A 19,009-nucleotide genomic window follows, 5' to 3' on the forward strand; every position below is an offset into this window, starting at 1 on the left:
ATGCCCTTAATTTCCAAGAAGAAAAATCTTATAGATGGTTACAGGGAAGAAAGATTTTGGGTAAATAATCAAGAATATCATGGCTCAATTATAATTTTTCCTGAAAAGGTGATTAAATTGAAAGAAAGTGATATAAATAACAAGGAGTATTTTAAATCTTTTTTAACAGAGGAAATAGAGATTTTGATAATAGGTACTGGTAAGATACGCGATTGTTCGATGAAGTCTTATCTTATGGAGCAAAAGAATTTAAATTTTGAATTTATGACGACGGGTTCTGCATGCAGAACCCATAACGTTTTAATATCTGAAGATAGATTTGTTGTCAGTTATCTGATAGCATGTTAGAGATATTTACACAGAGTTTTTTTATAAACAGTCTAATCGCGGTAATTATGATTAGCTTAGTCACAGGAGCTCTAGGGTCATTTATGATATGGCAAAGGTTATCGTATTTGGGTGATAGTTTGTCCCATTCTTCATTGCTTGGTATTGCACTTGCTTTGATCTTTAATATTAGCCCATCAGTAAGTATAATGCTCATTGCAATTATGTTTGCTATACTACTTTCTCTTAATTTTAATAAATTATACTCTGCTGATACGATATTGAACATAGTTACCAATGTAGTTTTATCATCGAGTTTAATACTTATGTCTTTTCTTCCATCAGGTAATAATAGTATTATTAGCTCACTTTTTGGTGACATATTAATGATTGACCAAAGTAATATAATATCAATTTTTCTAACCTCCGTAATAGTTACTTTGATATTAATATTTAGATGGCGCTATTGGCTGATGATTTCGATTAATCAAGATCTGGCAACAGTTGAGAAAGTAAATGTTAATTTTGTTAGGCTAGAATTTTTGATTATACTCGCTATCTTTATTGCAATTTCTGCTCAATTAATAGGAATATTACTCATTGCTGCATTTTTGTTAATACCTGCTGCATCAGCAAGACTCATTTCAAAAACTCCAATGCAAATGATTATTGTTGCAACAGTTTTTTCTGTGATTTCTGGAGTATCAGGTTTGATATTATCTGCAAGTTTTGACTTATTAACTGGACCTGCAATTATACTTATCGCAGCTGTGTATTTAATCATTGCTTATTTTATAAGATTGGTGTTAAGTAGATCGACTTAATTTTGGTCTCGGAAGTTCATAATTCATTAACAAATGAGTGTAACTATCTGAGCGTAAAGTAGTTTTTGCTACGTTGTTTTATGTGCTAATTGTTAATTTGTGGAGTGAAAGATATGGCCGAAGGATTTTTTTCTAGATATATAGGACAGCCTATAAAAAATTTTTATAATTATGTTGCGGGAAAGAAAGAAGTGTCTGATGATATGCAGAATACAGCAAATCAAGAAAGCTCAGAATTGTTGGAAACTGATGTGCAATCAAATGATGTACCACCAAGTAGTGATAATATAATATAGATGGCATGAGAATCACGCCATCTAAAGTTAAAAAATTCCTTGAGAAACCCGATACTTTAAGTGGTGTATTAATTCATGGGAGTGACAATAGTAAGGTCGATATTTTTGTACAGGAAATAATTGCCAACTTGAATGAGTATTCAGTTCAGGTGATGGATTTTGCAGTAGTGAATAAGTCGCCTGGCTTGTTATTTTCCGAGTTGGCAAACATTTCGATGTTTACTAAGAAAAGGTTAGTTAAGCTGATAAATGTCAGTGGAAGTATATCTAAAGAGTTAAGAAACATATTGGATCATAATATAGGCGATCATTATATAGTAATGATAGCAAATGATCTTCCATATAGTTCTACAACTAAAAGTTATATGGAAAGCTCAAAAATTTTCGGTGTCATTACCTGCTATAAGGACAGCGGTAGTAATCTTTGTGATATTATATCAAGTTACTTGAAACAAAATGATATAGAGTGCACAAGTGAGATAATCTACCACTTGCAGTCTTATTTTAATCATAGCAAACTGCCTATATATTCAGAGCTTGAAAAATTAGTTTTATATCTAGGAAAAAGAAAAGATCTTAAACTTGCTGATATAGATCTATGCTTTTCAACCTCCGGCAATGATTATGTTACACTTGATAATCTGTGCTCTGCAATAGTGAGTAAAGACATGGGACAATTCATCAAAATTTCCGATGTATTGATATTACAAGAGAATTTTTCACCGATAGCATTAATCCGTATTATATCAAATTATTTTCTACGGCTAGAAAGCGTTTTGCTGTTAATACAAAATGGAATGAATGAACAAGCTGCAATTGACCAGCTGAGTCCTCCATTGTTCTTCAAACAATTGCAGAGTTTTAAATCTCATTTGAAAAGTTTGCAACTTTCAGAACTTAAGAAGATCTTAGAAAATTTGATGAGCTTGGAAGTGACTTGTAAAAGAACTGACTTGGACCATAAAATGATCTTTCAGCATGAGATTAACTATTGGTGTTATTCGTTCAGCAGAGTAGTAAAATAAGGTAGACGAGAAAAAACAACTAAATGTTGTCATGAAAGTAGCTGACACTGGGATCCAGAAATATGGGATATGTGTAGAAGTTATTTTAAAATACAACGTTTTGGCAAGATTATGGATTCCAGTGTTAGCTACTTGAATGACAGGAGAGAAACTGGAATGACAAGAAATCTAATATTTTCACATTCCCTGAACAATGCTTATTGGTGTCATTCAAAATACATTCGGTGCATTTAAACCTTTTGTATAATTCTTTGGCTTTCTTCTAACCTTGCAACAATGCTCTCTCTACCGATAAAAATTAATAATTTAGCAAGTTCTGGACCTGTTTCTGTTCCTGTTAAAGCGAGGCGCAACTGCATAAATAGATCTTTTGCCTTTATATCAACTGTCTGTCGAATATTTTTAACCCACTCTGATAATGTGTTTTCATTACAATCACCTTTAGGCAATGAACTTAGCGCTATTTTTATAAACTCTTTATTAAGAACCACAGGCTCTATACCAAATTTGCATGTTTTCCACCATTTGGCCACCTCAGAAAACTTTTCTATATTACTCCTTATAAAATACCAAAACTCTGAGCCAATTTGACTTAAACGATCTTGCACCATTTCAAATGGCATTTGTTGCAGCACTTTGCTATTTAGCTTATACATTTCACTCAAGCTGAATTGTGCAGATGCTGAGCTAAATTTTTTAATATCAAATGAGTTAATTAAAGACTGCATATCAACATGAGCTTCTATCGGATCAGATGTGCCAAGTTTTGCTAATAAATAGCTAATTAGCACCATTGGTTCAATCTCATCTTCTCTTATGGACTTAATATCCAGCCCGCCTTTCTGTTTCGATATTTTGCTATCATCAAAATGTAGTAGAGGAAGGTGAGCAAATATAGGAATTTTCGCTTTTAATGCTTTAATAATTTGGATCTGAACTGCGGTATTAGTTACATGATCTTCCCCGCGTACAACATGGGTTACATTAAAGTCAACATCATCAACAACAGAAGGTAACATGTATGTATAAATTCCATCTTCTCTTTTTACCACAGGATCGCTAATGTGAATTGTTGCAATATTTATTTCACCTTTAACTTCATCATTCCATTTTACAATTTCGTTTCTATTCAATTTAAATCTGAAATGTGGTTTTCGTCCTTCTTGCTCATAACGAATTTTCTCTTGCGTTAGAAGCAACGCACCTCTATCGTAAACAGGGGGAAGACCTTGTTTTAATTGCAATTTTCGTTTAGTGTCTAATTCTTCTCTCGTTTCATAACATGCATAAATATGACCTTCTTTCATTAACTGTAAGAACACCTCGTTATAGCGCTCAAAACGCTCTGATTGCTTGAAACTTGAATTCCAATTTATACCAATCCATTATTTTAGGTCTTCTATGATATTATCTATATATTTAATATCTGAACGCTCAAGATCAGTATCATCAAAACGTAGTAAAAATTTTCCGTTTTGATTACGTGTGTACATCCAACAAATGAGTGCAGTGCGTATGTTTCCTACATGTAGGTAGCCAGTTGGGCTTGGAGCGAATCTTGTTAGCATTTAAATGATTACTTTAGTTTATTTTAATTTTATATAAATGTACTGCTAAAGCAAGATTCTTCTTTGTCTTGGTGTTAGTTGCTACAAAGTACAGCGAACATGAAACCTTTTTGTTAGAGTTCCATGATCTGCCTAAAATACTCTGAAAGCACGGCTTTAGTTATTTACTCTAAATATATTATACGTATACTTGTTATTAAATTAAATTTGAAATGATAAGAAATGAGTGAATTTAAATCAATCCGCAATATTGCAATAATTGCACACGTTGACCACGGAAAAACTACTTTACTTGATAACATGTTAAAACAAAGTGGCACGTTTCGTGAGAATCAAGAAGTTCAAGAACGAGTGATGGATAGTGGTGATCAAGAACGTGAACGTGGGATTACAATACTTGCAAAATGTACGTCAATAATGTGGGGTGATGAGAAAATCAATATCATTGATACACCAGGACATGCGGATTTTGGTGGAGAAGTGGAAAGGGTGCTCTGCATGGCAGATGGTGTATTACTACTGGTTGATGCTGCAGAAGGTCCAATGCCACAAACAAAATTTGTGCTCTCAAAAGCACTAAAGGCAAATTTAAAACCGATTGTGATAATCAATAAGGTTGATCGACCAGACAGCAGAATTGATGAAGTACTAAATGAAATATATGAGTTATTTTTTAACCTTGATGCAACCAACGAGCAACTAGATTTTCCAGTACTCTATGCTTCAGGTAGAAATGGTTGGTGTGCTAAGGAGCTATCTGATGAAAGAAAAGATTTAAGCCCATTATTTTCAACGGTGATAGATTACATAAAACCTTCCGTTTATGATCAAAATGCACCTTTTGCTATGCTAGTTACTTTACTTGAATCTGATAAATTTCTTGGCAGAATATTGACAGGAAAGATTTACCAAGGAATCGCGCAAGTTAACTCAGATCTTAAGGTAATTGATCTTGATGGTCAAGTGGTTGAGCGAGGGAGATTAACTAAGTTACTCTCATTTTCTGGCTTAAAACGCGTTCCAGTAGAGCAAACTGTAGCAGGTGATATCATTGCCATTGCAGGACTTGAGAAAGTTTCAGTTTCAGACACTATAGCAGCACCAGAAGTTACAGCTGCGATCAGCTCAACTCCAGTTGATCCGCCAACAATGGCGATTACTATAAGCGTTAATGACTCACCTTTTGCTGGGCAAGAGGGAACAAAACTTACCTCAACTGTTATAAAAGATCATTTATATGCAGAAGCAGAAACAAACGTTGCAATTACTGTAACTTTGGCTCCAAGTGGTGAAGCATTTGAAGTAGGTGGACGTGGTGAGTTGCAGCTTGGGGTACTGATTGAAAATATGAGAAGGGAAGGTTTTGAACTTTCAGTTTCACGGCCTCGAGTGCTGTTTAAAGAAGAAGATGGCAAAAAACTTGAACCTATAGAGGAAGTAGTAATTGATGTAGATGATGAATATAGTGGAATCATCATGGAAAAACTTAGCTTTCGAAAAGGTGAAGTAACTGATATGAGACCTTCTGGTAGTGGCAGAACTAGGTTGACATTTTTAGTGCCATCAAGGGGATTAATTGGCTATCAAGGAGAATTTTTAACTGATTCTCGCGGCACTGGTATAATCAACCGTTTATTTCACAGTTATGCTCCACATAAAGGTTCAATTTCCGGAAGGCGTAATGGGGTTTTAATTTCAACAGACAAAGGCGAAGCAGTAGCGTATGCAATTTTCAATCTGCAAGATAGGGGAATTATGTTTGTTAAGCCACAAGATAAGGTATATTGTGGTATGATTGTCGGTCAGCATAGTCGTGACAATGATTTAGAAATAAATGTACTTAAAGGTAAGCAATTAACAAACGTAAGAGCTTCAGGTAGCGATGAAGCTATAAAGCTTACTCCACCAAAAATAATGACACTGGAGGATATGATAGCATATATAGACGATGATGAATTGGTAGAAGTAACTCCAAAATCTATACGTTTGCGTAAGAAGTTCCTCGATCCAAATGAGCGTAAACGTGCAGGAAGGGCGAAGAATAAAGAGTAATCAACGTTCCTGATAAAAATCTGGATGGGATAACACCATCATAAAGGGAACTAGTGTCAGTTACTTGAGCAGGTACTGGGATGACAAGAGAAGGCTATTGTCTGTAGAAAGATGTCATTCCAGCGCGTGACGCTGGAATCTAGCTTTTTATAAGAAACGTTGTATTACTTTTATACTTATAAGTTTCTAGGCACTGGATTTGTTGTAGACTTACTCTATCACTTTACCCTCTTATTTTACCACTCTCCTGCCTATATATTTTTATATGAGGCTTTTTGCGAAAGTTTCGCATTTTTTGTAACATGATTTTCAGTATGTGTAACCTAAATGCAAATTGATCACGAAACTAGTGTAATTATTGAGGCCATAGAGAAATTTGGTGGTGAGGCAAGGCTTGTTGGTGGATGTGTTAGAGATTCAATTTTACAGCGTGACATTCACGACATCGATCTTGCTACTAATCTGCTGCCTAATCAAGCAGTTAAAGCGTTAAAACTCCGTAATATAAAAACTATTCCAACTGGCTTAAAACATGGAACTATTACTACGATTTTAAATAAAAGATCCTTTGAGATTACAACGCTAAGGCATGATGTAAAGTGTGACGGTAGACATGCGAAGGTAGAGTTTACTAATGATTGGCAAGCTGATGCTTCAAGGCGCGACTTTACGTTTAATGCTCTTTATGCAGACAAGCATGGCCATATATACGACTACTTTGGTGGCATTCAGGACTTAAAAACACGAAAGTTAAACTTTATAGGTAACGCTGAAGATAGGATTAAGGAAGACTATCTACGTATTTTAAGAGCGTTTCGTTTTCACGCTAAAATATGCATAGGAGATTTAAGTGATGAAATATTGGATGTGTGCAAAAAGCATTCACACATGATTCAAAACCTCTCTGGAGAGAGAATAAGAGAAGAAATATTTAAGTTGTTAGAATGCAATGATCCTGCTCCAACACTTAAGAGCATGCAAAAATCTGATGTTTTACAAAAAATTATTCCAAAAGAAGTAAAATGCGAAATTTTATCTTCACCACTTCTTATCAACACTAAACCTCCTACAAAACCCTCAGCGTATGACCATACTCCTTTTCTAGATCCCAGCTTGAATCTAATCGATGCACTAACAAAATTAGCGTTGCTTCTTAGAACTGCCGAAGATAGAGCGAGTCTTGGGGAAGAAGTGAGCAAGTTTTTACGTCTTTCAAATAAGCAAAAGAAAAAAATATTATTTTTATTATCAAACAATATCAAAACAGAGCTTTCAGAAAAAGAGCAAAAGAAATACATATCTTTATTTGGTAAGGAATTATATTGCGACTTAATGAAGATTTGTGGTATTGAGTCTGGAATAAATGTTGATGAGTATATTTCATTTGCTAAGATGTTTAACATTCCAAAATTTCCTTTATCTGGTGATGATTTAATAACTATAGGTCATCAACCAGGAAAAAATTTAGGTAGAAACTTAGAATTACTACGACAACACTGGGAAGACAGCTCCTACACTTTAACAAAGGAGGAGCTGATACTTTATGCTAAGAGCTTTATTTAAATCTTCCTTTACTTACATTTGTCGTATTGCTGTGACTCATGGAAGAGTTAGGTATGTATTCTTTTTTAGCTTTCTCTGTTAATTGGTATTCATTGTTTTCTTCTGAAGTTTGAACGCACATTTTCTCATCTGGGCATAAAAATTTATCTCTTATACTTGATGCCAGTTCTTGAACCTTACCTGAAAAACAATTCATTCTACCTTTTATTAACTCCTCCGAAACAATTTCTTGGAGATTGCTATTATCTTTGCTATGAAAGTTGTTCAAGACAGAATCTGTAATTGCATTAGCAGCTCCCTCATCCCAACTTAAATTTTTCATGCATTTTTTAATAGAAAGTAACAGCTTTTCTTTTAACACACCATCACGTAACTCCTTATCTATATTTCCAATATTACAATATTTTTTGACAACTCCTTTAACTTCAGCTTCTATGATATCCCTTGCGGATCTTGTCAAATTACTTTTCAACAACTCAAGTAACTGATCACTTTTAAACTTATAACCATTTTGATATTGTAGAGAATTTATAGTTTCACCAAGCACGTTATGGCAAAAGTGTTTTCCTTTAAATTCAGGAAAACCTTCTTTCAACTTTGCATTTTGATCAGATAAAAATTTATCGAGACTCTCATTCACAAAAAGATTTTTGGAACGCTTCAAAAATTTTGAAGCGGTTGATTTTGCGGTAGATACTGTACTAACTGTATCTACCTCTTTAGTTTTTGCTTGTGCTTTAGTTTTTTTATTCATACCTTCTGACTTTTTACCAGCATCTTTTTGCTCGTTTTTTAACTTTTGTTGTCTACCTTCAGCTATTGAACTTTCAATCTGTTGATTTTTTAATGTCAAATTTTCATTAAGTGTTTTTGTACTATCCGTAATAGATAATACTGCAACACTTTTCGCTTTTTCTTGTTCTGCACTCAGATGTTCAACTTTTTTTTGTAACTTTTTATTTTCCCCTTGTGAAGACTCTAATTTTTTCTCTAAATCGGCCTTTTGTTTCTTTATTTCAACGTTACTTTCTTCTAATTTCTGTAATTTTTCCTGCAATTTGTCAACTTCACTTTCTAATTCTTTTTTCTCTTTTTCAATGGTATTTAGATTAGTTTTTTCTTTCTCTAATTGTTGTTTAAGATTCTCTACTTCAGCATCTTTTCCCTTAGCTTTTTCTTTCAATTCGTTAACTTCATCTTCTAATTCTTTTTTCTCTATTTTAGCAGTATTTAGTTTACTACTTGAATCACTTTTGTCTTTCTCTAATTGTTGTTTAAGATTCTCTACTTCAGCATCTTTTTTCTTAGCTTTTTCTTTCAATTCGTTAACTTCACTTTCTAATTCTTTTTTCTCTTTTTCAATGGTATTTAGATTAGTTTTTTCTTTCTCTAATTGTTGCTGAGCACTTTCCAATTTTTTTTCTAAATTTAGTATTTTTTCCTCAGCTTGTGTGAATTCTGCTTGTTTCTCCTTAAGTTGACTTTCTAATTGATTTATTTTAGTATCAGACTCGTTTTTTAATTGACTAAATTTACTCTCAAGTTCTGTGTTTTGCGCTCGTAGGCTTTTATTCTCTTTCTTCACAGTTTCATTTATATCTTTATTTTCATGAAATGACTTTATTAAATCTTCTTGCTCTTTTATTCTGTTCTCTTTTGCAATTATAGTTTGCTGTTGTTCGCTATTTTTAGTCTCCATTTCCTTTTTCTCTTGTTCTAATACTTTATTTAATTCCGTTAAACTGCTTATTTTTCCTTCTTTTTCTTCTATCTCTACTAACCCCTTTTCTTTTTCATTCGCAAATTTTGTGCTGAGGTTAATTAGTTCTTTATTCAAATCTAATATCTTCTCAGACTTCTCCTTCAGCTGTGCTAAAAATTCTTCTCCTTTTTTTTCTGCAACTTCTGCTAATTCTTTATAACTCTTTTTAAGTTCTGCAAGTTTAGACTTTAACTCTTCATTTTCTAATTGTAAGTTTCCAATCTGCTGTGCTTGTGCTGCAAAAAATTTAGCAAATACTTCTTTTTCTTTTCCTAATAATTTTACTTGTTCTTTAAGTTCAATAATTTCTTTCTCTTTTTTAGTTAATTCCTGATTTAAATTTGACTGATTTTCCTCCTTCTTACTACCTTCTTTCAACTTTTCTTTTAATCTCTCATTTTCATCCTTCAATTCCTTTTCTCTGTTAGAATTTAAAAGATCATCAGTCTGAACCCCATTATCTGCAATAATTTTATTGTAATATAGGGTATTCTCTGCCCATTTATTCCATCTTCCTGGCAATATTCGTCCGATTGTTTTTAGATATAGCCAAGCAAGCACAGTGGATAAGCTGTATTTTTTTCCTTTTGTTTAATACTAGTTTCGTAATTATCCTTTTGTTTAATACTAGTTTCGTAATTAACCTTTTGTTTAATACTAGTTTCGTAATTAATCTTATTGTTAGCATTCAGCATAAAATTACCTAATTTTCAAAGTATTGAAGTTATATATATTAATATAATTATTAAATAAATAATAATATAAATGTTAAATTGTGTAAAAATTTTTATAGATTTTAAGCAGAAATATACATGTTCGTAAGCACAGAATTTGCTTTTTCTATTGCTCTTGCTAACATTTCTTGTTCATTGTGCTGATTTTTCACGTTGATTACCTGAGCTGCCAAATTTGCAGGGAAAGTGACCAAACTAACTTCCCATAGCTCCACTTGTTTTAACACTCGAGCTCCGCTTTCATGATCAACATCATACTCTATTGGTATATAGCCAATCGAAAGCCCGTTAATAGTTCCAGTTTTGAGCATTAAATATGCTTCCTCTGCTTTTTGAATACCCAAAAGCAAATGTGCAGTTATATATAGGCCAATATCATTTTGGCAAATATTTGTAATATTACCTATAGGCTCACTTGGGTTGTGCTGCCAAAGAAGTTTTATCTGACTTTTATTTAAGTTGTTCTTAAATGCTCCTGGTAATATCAAATCATTTTGCTTATCAACTATATTAAAAACGCTCGCATAGCCAGAAAATACTCCGTTTTCTTCTATAATTTTTATTGATAATGGTGAATAGAGAAATTTCTTATTCATAAGTCCTCCTTGTAAATTATGGTATTGGGTTGCCAGCGCTCTGGGCCAGCTTAAAATGTTGTATAGATTGTTTTCCTATATCTCAGGATGAGTATAGGACACTGCAATATAATTCTATTGTATGCAGTGCTTTGAAAATGGGGAAGTACTTTTTTAGTTACAAAATTTGTCGTTTTATGTACAGAAGGGTAGGGTTTGTTGCACGTTGGTTTGTTCAACGGCAGCGTTTTCTAGATTTGTAGAAACAGCTTCGTTTGTAGGAGTAATTATTTTTCCTAGAAGGAAGCCAAATCCCAAAGAAACAGCGGCTATAAAACCATTCATTAATGACTCTGTCCATGTTTCTCCCTCGTATTCTTGATAGGTTTTAGAATATATCATTGTGCCTAAGAATACTCCAATCATTGATCCAACCAGTTTACTTATTTCAGCTACTCTCTGTCTTTTCAACTCAACTTCTCTTAGACTTTCATTATTGGCTTCATTCGGGTTTAAATTTCTTTCCAACTCTTCTGATGTTTTCTCACCAGTATCTTGGGATTTTGTCGATGAACTTTTCTTTAAGTTCTCTAACTCTTGTGCGTCCATCACTACCTCACTATTAAAGCTTAAGTGCGAATGATACAGCACTATAATTGTTTAGTCAAGGTAAATACTAGTATATTAAGTAAATATTTACTATATTAATATGATTGCTTAAATTCACAACTAATTGCTTGGGGAAATAAAAAGATTGTGTTTTGTAGGTGATTTGCGTAGCGGGAGGTTAGTTTTACAACACCCGGGGTAACGATAAAGGTAGCTATATGTTCTGTTCTTGAATATTATTTATAATAGTTTGAAACTATTACAAGTTTATATGCTCTGTCCTTGAATATTTGTTTGTTCAATAGTAGTACTTTCCAAATTTTGTAAAGATTCAAATTCTTCTTGCATATCCAGTATGTCTTCTATTACTTGCTGATCTTCATCTCTTTCTTCTAATTGAAATGCTGCTGCCTCTTGAGGTGCTTCTAGCAGTTTTTTTAATATTTCTGTGTGCAGTTTCTCTGTTATTGATTTCCACTGTAGCATTACTAGCATTTCATTGTGCAGCACTGACATTTTCTGTAGTGTTTTCACTTTTTCTGACAGTCCTTTATTTTCTTTTTGCAATGCTTCTATTTTTCTTTGCTGATACTGATTATCTGAATTTGTCATTGGTAATCCATGCATAACCTACTCCAAGTTAAAATTTAGATATTATTAATTAAGTGAGACGGTTTCTTTAGTCAATCAATATATTATAACATTAGAGTTAACAACTAAAAGAATAGAATGAAATATCAGGCAATATTTCCTATAATTAAACTTTTAAGATGGAAAAATGACAATTCGTGTAGGAATTAATGGTCTTGGTAGAATAGGCAGAAGTGTATTGCGTGCTATTTTTGAAGTAGAAAACTATAGCGAGCAAATAGAAGTTGTGGCGGTAAATGGGTCGCTCAGTGCTGAGCAGCATGCACATTTGATTAAATATGACTCTGTTCATGGTAAATTCAGTGGTGATATTGATTTTAACGAGTCTGAAAATTGGCTATCTATAAATGGCAAAAGGTTTTCTTTATATAGAGAACGTAGCCCTGAAAATATTCCTTGGAATGTTGATGTAGTACTTGAATGCACTGGTGCATTCAACAAGCGTGCGGAAGCAGCAAAGCATAATGCAGAGAGAGTAATTGTCTCTGCTCCAGTTTCAGATGCTGATGTAACTATAGTTTACGGCGTAAATAATGATATGCTCAAAAAGGAGCATAAAGTGATCTCAGCAGGTTCTTGTACTACAAACTGTCTGGCTCCGATTGTACAAGTTTTACACTCCAATTTAGGTATAAAAAGCGGTTTTATGACCACTATACATGCCTATACGAATGATCAAAATATTCTTGATGGCAACCATAGAGACTTACGCAGGGCAAGAGCTTGTGGCCTTTCTATGGTGCCAACTACAACCGGAGCGGCAAAAATAATTGGTTCTGTTATTCCTGAGTTAAAGGGTAAGCTAGATGGTACTGCTATTAGAGTTCCGGTTAGCAACGTTTCTATGGTTGATTTTAAATTTTTAGCTGATAAGAGAGCAACAACTAAGGAAATAAACGAAATATTTAAGAATTCAGAAAATCATGTGCTTTCCATATGTAACGAGCCTTTAGTTTCAATAGACTTTGTCCATAACCCTTATAGTGCAATTGTGGATTTAGCTGGTACATATGTCACAGGCGATATCTGTAGAGTTGCAGCGTGGTATGACAATGAATGGGCTTTTTCACTGAGAATGTTAGATATAGCGTTATTGTAAAGTATGAACGAAAACTCACAAAAATATGCTTCATTTTATGAGCACTTTGCGGAACTTAGAAAAAGGGTTATTTTTTGCTTTTTATTTTTTTGTGTTACCTTCGGGTTTTGTTACTACTTTAAAGAAAATATATACCGCTTTTTACTTGCACCTTTAATAGAAGTTACAAAAGATAGCAATGATTTTTCTCTAATCTATACAGACTTAACAGAAGCGTTTTTTGTATATCTCAGGGTTGCAATAATGAGTGCACTGTTGTTTTCTTTTCCTGTGTTTGCATGGCAATTCTACATATTTCTAGCACCTGGCTTATATAAAAGAGAAAGGGCAGTGTTATTGCCATACTTAATTGCAACACCGGTTTTGTTTATAACAGGAGCCGCTGTAGTTTATTATTACATATTTCCCTTAGCTTGGAAATTTTTTATTGCTTTTGAACATAGCGGTAAATCTTTCGGTATACCAATAGAGTTTATGCCTTCAGTTAGTGAATATTTAGACCTTGTTCTTCAGTTCATGTTTGCGTTTGGTACTGCATTTCAAATTCCAGTCATACTAACCTTAATGGTGAGAGTAGGGCTAATCACTGCACAAAGTTTGTCAAATAAACGTAGAATTGCAATAGTGGTAATTTTCATTATTGCTGCAATCTTAACTCCACCTGATGTACTAAGCCAAGTAGGGCTTGCAATTCCAATGTTGGTATTATATGAGCTGTCTATTCTGATATGTAGATATATTGAGAAGAAAGCAAAGGATTAGCTGTTGAAAAAAATGAACACTTGAGTGCTTTTTCTTGTTTGAGTGTTTTTGGCACCACAGCATTTTATTAATTTATTGACTTGTTTGCTTAAATATATAATAATTAAAGTATATTATTATTTTTAATAGGAGAATTTTATATGCCAAGGTATGAGGAGTTAAACGAAGAACAACAAGGATTATATGGTAAGTTACAGGCTGCGATGGAAGAACATGAGAATATTATTGATCTTCTTACAGGATTTTCAAAAGAGGATTTGCTGAAAATTCTTACTACTGTGAAATGTATAGAGTTTGAAGATGGTGAAGAACATACTCTAACACCGCTTGCCTACGCTATAAATCTTAAGAACTCGTTAAATAGTCAGAGACATATTATAAATATTCTAAGTGTAGCTAAAGAGAAAGGTATATTAGAAGAAGTTCTTACTACTGCGAATATAAAGATAAGTAAGATTGAACCTTACCCTAGATTTTATAGCTTCATTTACTACCTGTTCTAGCTGATTTATGTCTTGAACTTCATCTAATTTACAAAGATATTTATCTGGATCTTGCTCATATAGTAGAAAATCCTCCCCCCATAGATTTACACTTTTGCACAAATACTTTTTTCCATTATAGTCAACTTGTGTTTTTTTACGAAAAGTTCCATAAATAACATCATCAGTTAAAAAGTACTCTTTAATATTAAGGTTGGGATTATTAACTGCAAATTCTATTGGGGTTTTACCTTTTTTACCTTTATATCAAGATTAGCTCCTTTCCTTAGAAGCAGTTTGATAATTGTATCACAATGACCAAAACGAGTAGCATAATGCAAAGGCGTTCTTTCTGTGTCATCCTTTTCATTAGGATCAGCACCTGAATTCAACAGTAAATCTATGAATTCTTCTGAATTGCTACATTCCATACTTGATAGAATATGCAGTATTGTCAGTTTAGATTCTCCTCTTTTAAGGTTGAGAATGGTTTTTAGATCTTGATTACTTTTATGATCTAGTAAAAATTTTTTAATTTTTTCAACATCGTTCTTATAATCCTTATAAGTAACATGTGGAAAGTCTTTAAAAGTACTTAAGAATTTTTTATTCAACTCCTTCTGACTCTCTGTTAAGTTGGACATGTCAACAAGCCACGTAGATATCAACTTACCAAATGCACCTCTTTCAGCAATATCAGTTAAAGAACAGTCATTACGAAGTACCAGTGAGTATTTAATCAATTCATATTCATCATCCTCTTGTTGCTGTGTTTCTTCTGCTTTCTTAGAGTGCTTAAAATCATTTTTTATTAATTCAATCAAGAGCTTTAATGTGTTAAAACTTTTATGTCCCAATAAAGGATCTGCTTTGTTTTCAAGTAGAATTTTTGCTATTTCTGGATAGCCATTTCTAATAGCCCAGCATAACGGAGTACGCCCGTATTTATCCGCTATATCAACAGCAGCTTCCTTTTCTATGATAGCTTTTACTATTTCCACTTGGCAATTTTCAGCAGAAACAGCATGATGTAATGCAGTACTCTCAGCCTGACTTACTGCATCAACATTAGCTCCCGTGTCTAATAGGAGTTCTACTATCTCTGTATGTCCATTGTGAGCAGCACAATGCAAAGGAGTACACCCATCTTGGTCTGCTGTATTAACATTACCCCCTTTTTTTATTAAAAGCTCTGCTATCTTTACAAGATCATTTCTAGCAGCTATATGTAACAATGTACTTTGATCATCAAATGTATAATTTATGTTAAATCCATTATCTTGCCACTTTTTATACGTGTCTGGATCTTCTTTTTCCAATTCCTCTTTTACCCTTTCGATTATATTGTTCTCATTTAAATCATTTATTGTACTTAATATTTCTGACAATCGTTCATATGCCATAATTCTACCTCAAACTATTTATTTTTGTACTATAGCTAAAAAAAATTATTGATCCATAATAAAACAACCAATACCAGAGTACGCTGGTTTGCTGCTAAAATACTTAAAAATGTTATGAACTTAATAAGAGAAAAAAACACCCCTGTGATGGAGCAATATTTGAACCTGAAAGCTCAATACAAGGATCATCTGCTATTTTATAGGCTAGGAGATTTTTATGAGTTGTTTTTCGATGATGCTATTAAAGCTGCGAAATTGCTGCATATAGTGCTAACCAAGAGGGGCAATTCAAATGGGCAAGAAATACCAATGTGTGGAGTGCCAGCACACAGTAGTGAATCTTACCTGCATAAGCTAATAGATTTAGGATTCAAAGTAGCAATCTGTGACCAATTAGAAACTGCTGATGAAGCAAAAAAGAGGGGCTATAAATCCATAGTAAAACGTGATGTAGTGCGAGTTGTAACTCCAGGTACAATTATAGAAGATTCACTACTGGAGGATAAAAGCAATAATTATCTCGCGTCCATAGTTGAGCAAAATGACGAATATGCTATTAGTTGGCTTGAATTATCAACGGGAAAATTTTTTCACACTTTAACGAATTTGAAAGCTCTAGATAGCGATTTATTGCGTATATCACCAAGAGAATTATTAATTTCTGAAAAATTCATTGAGGACGAAAAAATTAGATCGATTTTAAAAAATTATAAAATATCAATTACGCAACACGCACAGAGCTTTTTTGAGTATAGTAAATCTCACAGAACATTATGCGAGTTTTATAAAATCAGGGAACTTGGTAGTATAGGAAATTTCAGCAAAGTAGAAATTATGGCGTGCGGTGCACTGCTTGAATATGTCAGAGTAACGCAAAGGGGCTCCATTCCAAGGCTTGAATTCCCAAAAACCTATAAGCAACAAAATTTCATGCTTATTGATGCTTCAGCAAGGAGAAATCTTGAGTTGTTTTCAACTCAATTTGGTGAAAAGAAAGGTTCACTAATTTCAGTTATTGATCATACAGTTACAGCTTCTGGTGGACGCCTGCTCAAACAAATGCTCGCTTCACCCCTTGCTTGCTCTAAGGCAATTAATTTGAGGCTCAGCACCGCTCAATTTTTTGTAAATAATCATGATTCACGCAGAAAAATACGAGAGATATTATCTAACATTCCGGATATTGAAAGGTCTTTATCGCGCTTAATACTAGGGCGTGGTTCACCAAAGGATATGAACCTATTGAAAATAGGCCTAGGAAAGACTTTAGAATTGTCTGAGTTTCTGTCTACCTTGCATAATTATTGTTTAAGTGAAAAATCAGAAATTAACTCTCAGATGTCATTCCAGTGCTTGACCAGAGAAAAGGAACCAGTGTCTACTACTCAGGTGATAAGTAGTGACGAAAGTGAACTAAGCGCAATACATAAAAGCCTTGGCAATCATAAAGACCTGTTTGAACTGTTAAATAGTGCTATACTTGATAATAACCTCAGTTCCGTGAAAGAAGGAGGATTTATTCACTCAAAATACAACTCAGAATTATCTGAGTTATCCTACATATTAAATAATAGTAATAAACTAATAACCAAACTCCGTGAATCTTATCGCGACCTAACTGGTATTGCCGCACTTAAAATATTACATAACAACATACTCGGTTATTACGTTGAAGTGTCGGCAAATCACAAAATAACTTCGGATATATTTATTCATAGGCAAAGCTTAGCAAATAGCATGCGCTATACTACTAATGAATTGAAAGAACTAGAAAATAAAATTCTTACGGCACGTGATGCTGCAATCGGCTTAGAAGTGAAAATTTTTAGTGAACTTTGTAGTGAAGTCGCTAAAGAATCTGAAAAAATTGCTCTTGCTACAAATGCTTTGGCAAAACTTGATATTAGAACCGCGTTTGCAGAGCTTGCAGTGCAAAATAATTACGTAAAACCCATCATTGATGACAGCAAAGAGTTCAATATCTGTAGCGGAAGGCATCCAGTGGTTGAAGTTAACGATAAATTCATTGCAAATAGCATCAATTTAGCTGGTATACATCTAATTACTGGTCCTAATATGGCTGGAAAAAGCACTTTTTTGAGGCAAAACGCTCTCATTGCAGTTTTAGCTCACATGGGGTCATTTGTGCCAGCAGAGAGTGCACATATAGGAGTGATTGACAAGATATTTAGCAGGGTTGGCGCAACGGATAATATAACAGCTGGTTATTCTACCTTCATGGTAGAGATGATCGAAACAGCAACGATAGTAAATCAGGCAACAGATCGTTCCTTGGTGATACTTGATGAAATTGGTAGGGGCACAGGAGTGTATGATGGATTATCTATTGCACAGGCAGTGATTGAACATATTCACAATGTAAATAAGTGCCGCGCCATTTTTGCAACTCATTATCATGAATTAACTAAAGTAGGTAAATACTTGAAGAACGTGAAATGTTTTTGTGTAAAAATAAGAGAGTGGAACGGAGAGGTTATCTTTCTGCATGAAGTAATTGAAGGCATTGCAGATGAGTCATATGGAATACATGTAGCAAAACTTGCTGGTTTTCCTGATTCTGTTTTAAATAGAGCAAGAGAAGTATTTGAGGAGCTAAAGGCTTGAGGAGAGTAACATTATATTACTCCACAATTATGGAGTTTTAGCAATCTATGGCGCTTTAATTTTAGTCAGCTTTCTGAGTAGCTGAATTAACGTAGCATTGATCTATTGCTACATTGGTCAAGATTCCAATTCCACCACCTACAACTGCACCTACAGCTCCTAATGCTAGTTGAGTACCAATTCCAGCAGAAGACCCAATGATTAATGGAGCAAGAAAATATAATGCTAAAGCGCAAGTTATTGCAGCTACACTTATAACAGCCAGCTTTCTCGGACAAAAATTTTCTGGTGCCTCAGCACTAGATATGAATGATGATTGTGCGCTGTAGAGACACGGGAAGTGTTGAAGCTATGCAATAGATGAGGGAGGGTCCCTCGGAGTCGGTTTGCAAGAGCAGGCTTCAAACAGCCATAAGCTGCTTTGGTAAAGAGCTAAGGTAGTGAGCGTTATGGAAAAGGCACAATTATGTGTCATGTATGAAATAGAGAGACGAACGCAAGTGAACCACTGATGAAGTGTCGAAAGCGTAGAGACGACGTCAAAACCAGGGGGTAGTCGTTAACCTGGGATAAATCTACCGGGAGCTTGTTTACTGGGTGGGTGGCGTCCGGCATAAAAGTGGCGTGAATCTATTTTAGGCTATTGCATGGA

General features: G+C 34.0%; 17 protein-coding genes and 1 pseudogene. 11 read left to right on the top strand and 7 right to left on the bottom strand.

Annotation, left to right across the window (positions count from 1 at the left end; all coding sequences use genetic code 11):
• From BBB02_RS05290 to holA, 4 genes are all read left to right on the top strand, one after another.
• Positions 1–348, top strand: coding sequence for an Mth938-like domain-containing protein (locus BBB02_RS05290; protein WP_017532635.1), 348 nt, complete (start codon positions 1–3; stop codon positions 346–348).
• A complete protein-coding gene (locus tag BBB02_RS05295; protein WP_015588476.1) occupies positions 342–1,151 on the top strand; it encodes a metal ABC transporter permease in 810 nt (269 codons plus the stop codon). The genes BBB02_RS05290 and BBB02_RS05295 overlap by 7 nt, the downstream gene beginning before the upstream one ends.
• Before the next feature lie 113 nt (positions 1,152–1,264).
• Positions 1,265–1,447 carry a hypothetical protein gene (locus BBB02_RS05300; protein WP_108784197.1) on the top strand — a complete coding sequence of 61 codons (183 nt, stop codon included), beginning with the start codon at positions 1,265–1,267 and terminating at the stop codon, positions 1,445–1,447.
• Between the two features lie 5 nt (positions 1,448–1,452).
• Positions 1,453–2,472: a DNA polymerase III subunit delta gene (holA, locus tag BBB02_RS05305; RefSeq protein WP_007302689.1), complete on the top strand. Its 1,020-nt coding sequence runs from the start codon at positions 1,453–1,455 to the stop codon at positions 2,470–2,472.
• A gap of 230 nt (positions 2,473–2,702) precedes the next feature.
• Here holA and gltX read toward each other — a convergent pair.
• Positions 2,703–4,040, bottom strand: a pseudogene (gene gltX, locus BBB02_RS05310) (glutamate--tRNA ligase).
• A gap of 222 nt (positions 4,041–4,262) precedes the next feature.
• On the opposite strand from gltX, the gene typA reads away from it, so the two are divergent.
• Both typA and BBB02_RS05320 read left to right on the top strand, forming a co-directional pair.
• On the top strand, positions 4,263–6,092 hold the full coding sequence (gene typA / locus BBB02_RS05315; RefSeq protein WP_127464198.1) for a translational GTPase TypA: 1,830 nt from the start codon (positions 4,263–4,265) through the stop codon (positions 6,090–6,092).
• A 327-nt stretch (positions 6,093–6,419) separates the two neighbouring features.
• Entirely contained in the window at positions 6,420–7,655 is a 1,236-nt protein-coding gene (locus BBB02_RS05320; RefSeq protein WP_127464199.1) for a CCA tRNA nucleotidyltransferase, read from the top strand.
• Here the strand turns inward: BBB02_RS05320 and BBB02_RS05325 are convergent.
• From BBB02_RS05325 to BBB02_RS05340, 5 genes are all read right to left on the bottom strand, one after another.
• On the bottom strand, positions 7,648–9,978 hold the full coding sequence (locus BBB02_RS05325) for a coiled-coil domain-containing protein (protein ID WP_127464200.1): 2,331 nt from the start codon (positions 9,976–9,978) through the stop codon (positions 7,648–7,650). The two genes, BBB02_RS05320 and BBB02_RS05325, sit on opposite strands and share 8 nt — an antisense overlap.
• The gene (locus BBB02_RS06165) at positions 9,957–10,112 is read right to left on the bottom strand and encodes a hypothetical protein (protein ID WP_164741547.1); all 156 of its coding nucleotides are present in this window, start codon (positions 10,110–10,112) and stop codon (positions 9,957–9,959) included. Before BBB02_RS06165 ends, BBB02_RS05325 begins: the two co-directional genes overlap by 22 nt.
• A gap of 101 nt (positions 10,113–10,213) precedes the next feature.
• Entirely contained in the window at positions 10,214–10,747 is a 534-nt protein-coding gene (locus BBB02_RS05330; protein WP_127464201.1) for an HK97 family phage prohead protease, read from the bottom strand.
• 174 nt (positions 10,748–10,921) lie between these two features.
• Complete coding sequence (locus BBB02_RS06530) at positions 10,922–11,335, bottom strand: hypothetical protein (RefSeq protein ID WP_127464202.1); 414 nt, start codon at positions 11,333–11,335, stop codon at positions 10,922–10,924.
• Between the two features lie 267 nt (positions 11,336–11,602).
• On the bottom strand, positions 11,603–11,962 hold the full coding sequence (locus BBB02_RS05340) for a hypothetical protein (RefSeq protein WP_017532625.1): 360 nt from the start codon (positions 11,960–11,962) through the stop codon (positions 11,603–11,605).
• A gap of 151 nt (positions 11,963–12,113) precedes the next feature.
• On the opposite strand from BBB02_RS05340, the gene gap reads away from it, so the two are divergent.
• The 3 genes from gap to BBB02_RS05355 all read left to right on the top strand — a co-directional run bounded on the left by gap (position 12,114) and on the right by BBB02_RS05355 (position 14,350).
• Positions 12,114–13,085 (top strand): type I glyceraldehyde-3-phosphate dehydrogenase, encoded by a 972-nt coding sequence (gene gap / locus BBB02_RS05345; protein ID WP_127464203.1) that lies wholly within the window; start codon positions 12,114–12,116, stop codon positions 13,083–13,085.
• 3 nt (positions 13,086–13,088) lie between these two features.
• On the top strand, positions 13,089–13,847 hold the full coding sequence (gene tatC, locus BBB02_RS05350) for a twin-arginine translocase subunit TatC (RefSeq protein ID WP_127464204.1): 759 nt from the start codon (positions 13,089–13,091) through the stop codon (positions 13,845–13,847).
• 140 nt (positions 13,848–13,987) lie between these two features.
• The gene (locus BBB02_RS05355; protein ID WP_245970091.1) at positions 13,988–14,350 is read left to right on the top strand and encodes a WD_0033/WD_0034 family tandem repeat-containing protein; all 363 of its coding nucleotides are present in this window, start codon (positions 13,988–13,990) and stop codon (positions 14,348–14,350) included.
• Between the two features lie 215 nt (positions 14,351–14,565).
• Here BBB02_RS05355 and BBB02_RS05360 read toward each other — a convergent pair whose 3' ends face one another.
• Complete coding sequence (locus BBB02_RS05360; protein ID WP_245970092.1) at positions 14,566–15,732, bottom strand: ankyrin repeat domain-containing protein; 1,167 nt, start codon at positions 15,730–15,732, stop codon at positions 14,566–14,568.
• 114 nt (positions 15,733–15,846) lie between these two features.
• Here BBB02_RS05360 and mutS point away from each other — a divergent pair, with 114 nt between their 5' ends.
• Positions 15,847–18,357 carry a DNA mismatch repair protein MutS gene (gene mutS, locus BBB02_RS05365; protein WP_127464205.1) on the top strand — a complete coding sequence of 837 codons (2,511 nt, stop codon included), beginning with the start codon at positions 15,847–15,849 and terminating at the stop codon, positions 18,355–18,357.
• Between the two features lie 197 nt (positions 18,358–18,554).
• Positions 18,555–18,686, top strand: a complete 132-nt coding sequence (locus BBB02_RS06650) for a hypothetical protein (protein ID WP_256359531.1) — start codon at positions 18,555–18,557, stop codon at positions 18,684–18,686.
• Positions 18,687–19,009: the final 323 nt, after the last annotated feature.

Origin of the sequence: Wolbachia endosymbiont of Bemisia tabaci (assembly GCF_003999585.1) — a bacterium.
GTDB lineage: Bacteria > Pseudomonadota > Alphaproteobacteria > Rickettsiales > Anaplasmataceae > Wolbachia.

Bases quoted from the DNA above. Each gene is read 5' to 3' on its own strand.
- BBB02_RS05290 (WP_017532635.1), top strand. From the start codon at position 1: ATGCCCTTAATTTCCAAGAAGAAAAATCTTATAGATGGTTACAGGGAA.
- BBB02_RS05295 (WP_015588476.1), top strand. From the start codon at position 342: ATGTTAGAGATATTTACACAGAGTTTTTTTATAAACAGTCTAATCGCG.
- BBB02_RS05300 (WP_108784197.1), top strand. From the start codon at position 1,265: ATGGCCGAAGGATTTTTTTCTAGATATATAGGACAGCCTATAAAAAAT.
- holA (WP_007302689.1), top strand. From the start codon at position 1,453: ATGAGAATCACGCCATCTAAAGTTAAAAAATTCCTTGAGAAACCCGAT.
- typA (WP_127464198.1), top strand. From the start codon at position 4,263: ATGAGTGAATTTAAATCAATCCGCAATATTGCAATAATTGCACACGTT.
- BBB02_RS05320 (WP_127464199.1), top strand. From the start codon at position 6,420: ATGCAAATTGATCACGAAACTAGTGTAATTATTGAGGCCATAGAGAAA.
- BBB02_RS06165 (WP_164741547.1), bottom strand. From the start codon at position 10,112: ATGCTGAATGCTAACAATAAGATTAATTACGAAACTAGTATTAAACAA.
- BBB02_RS05330 (WP_127464201.1), bottom strand. From the start codon at position 10,747: ATGAATAAGAAATTTCTCTATTCACCATTATCAATAAAAATTATAGAA.
- BBB02_RS06530 (WP_127464202.1), bottom strand. From the start codon at position 11,335: ATGGACGCACAAGAGTTAGAGAACTTAAAGAAAAGTTCATCGACAAAA.
- BBB02_RS05340 (WP_017532625.1), bottom strand. From the start codon at position 11,962: ATGCATGGATTACCAATGACAAATTCAGATAATCAGTATCAGCAAAGA.
- gap (WP_127464203.1), top strand. From the start codon at position 12,114: ATGACAATTCGTGTAGGAATTAATGGTCTTGGTAGAATAGGCAGAAGT.
- tatC (WP_127464204.1), top strand. From the start codon at position 13,089: ATGAACGAAAACTCACAAAAATATGCTTCATTTTATGAGCACTTTGCG.
- BBB02_RS05355 (WP_245970091.1), top strand. From the start codon at position 13,988: ATGCCAAGGTATGAGGAGTTAAACGAAGAACAACAAGGATTATATGGT.
- BBB02_RS05360 (WP_245970092.1), bottom strand. From the start codon at position 15,732: ATGGCATATGAACGATTGTCAGAAATATTAAGTACAATAAATGATTTA.
- mutS (WP_127464205.1), top strand. From the start codon at position 15,847: ATGAACTTAATAAGAGAAAAAAACACCCCTGTGATGGAGCAATATTTG.
- BBB02_RS06650 (WP_256359531.1), top strand. From the start codon at position 18,555: ATGATTAATGGAGCAAGAAAATATAATGCTAAAGCGCAAGTTATTGCA.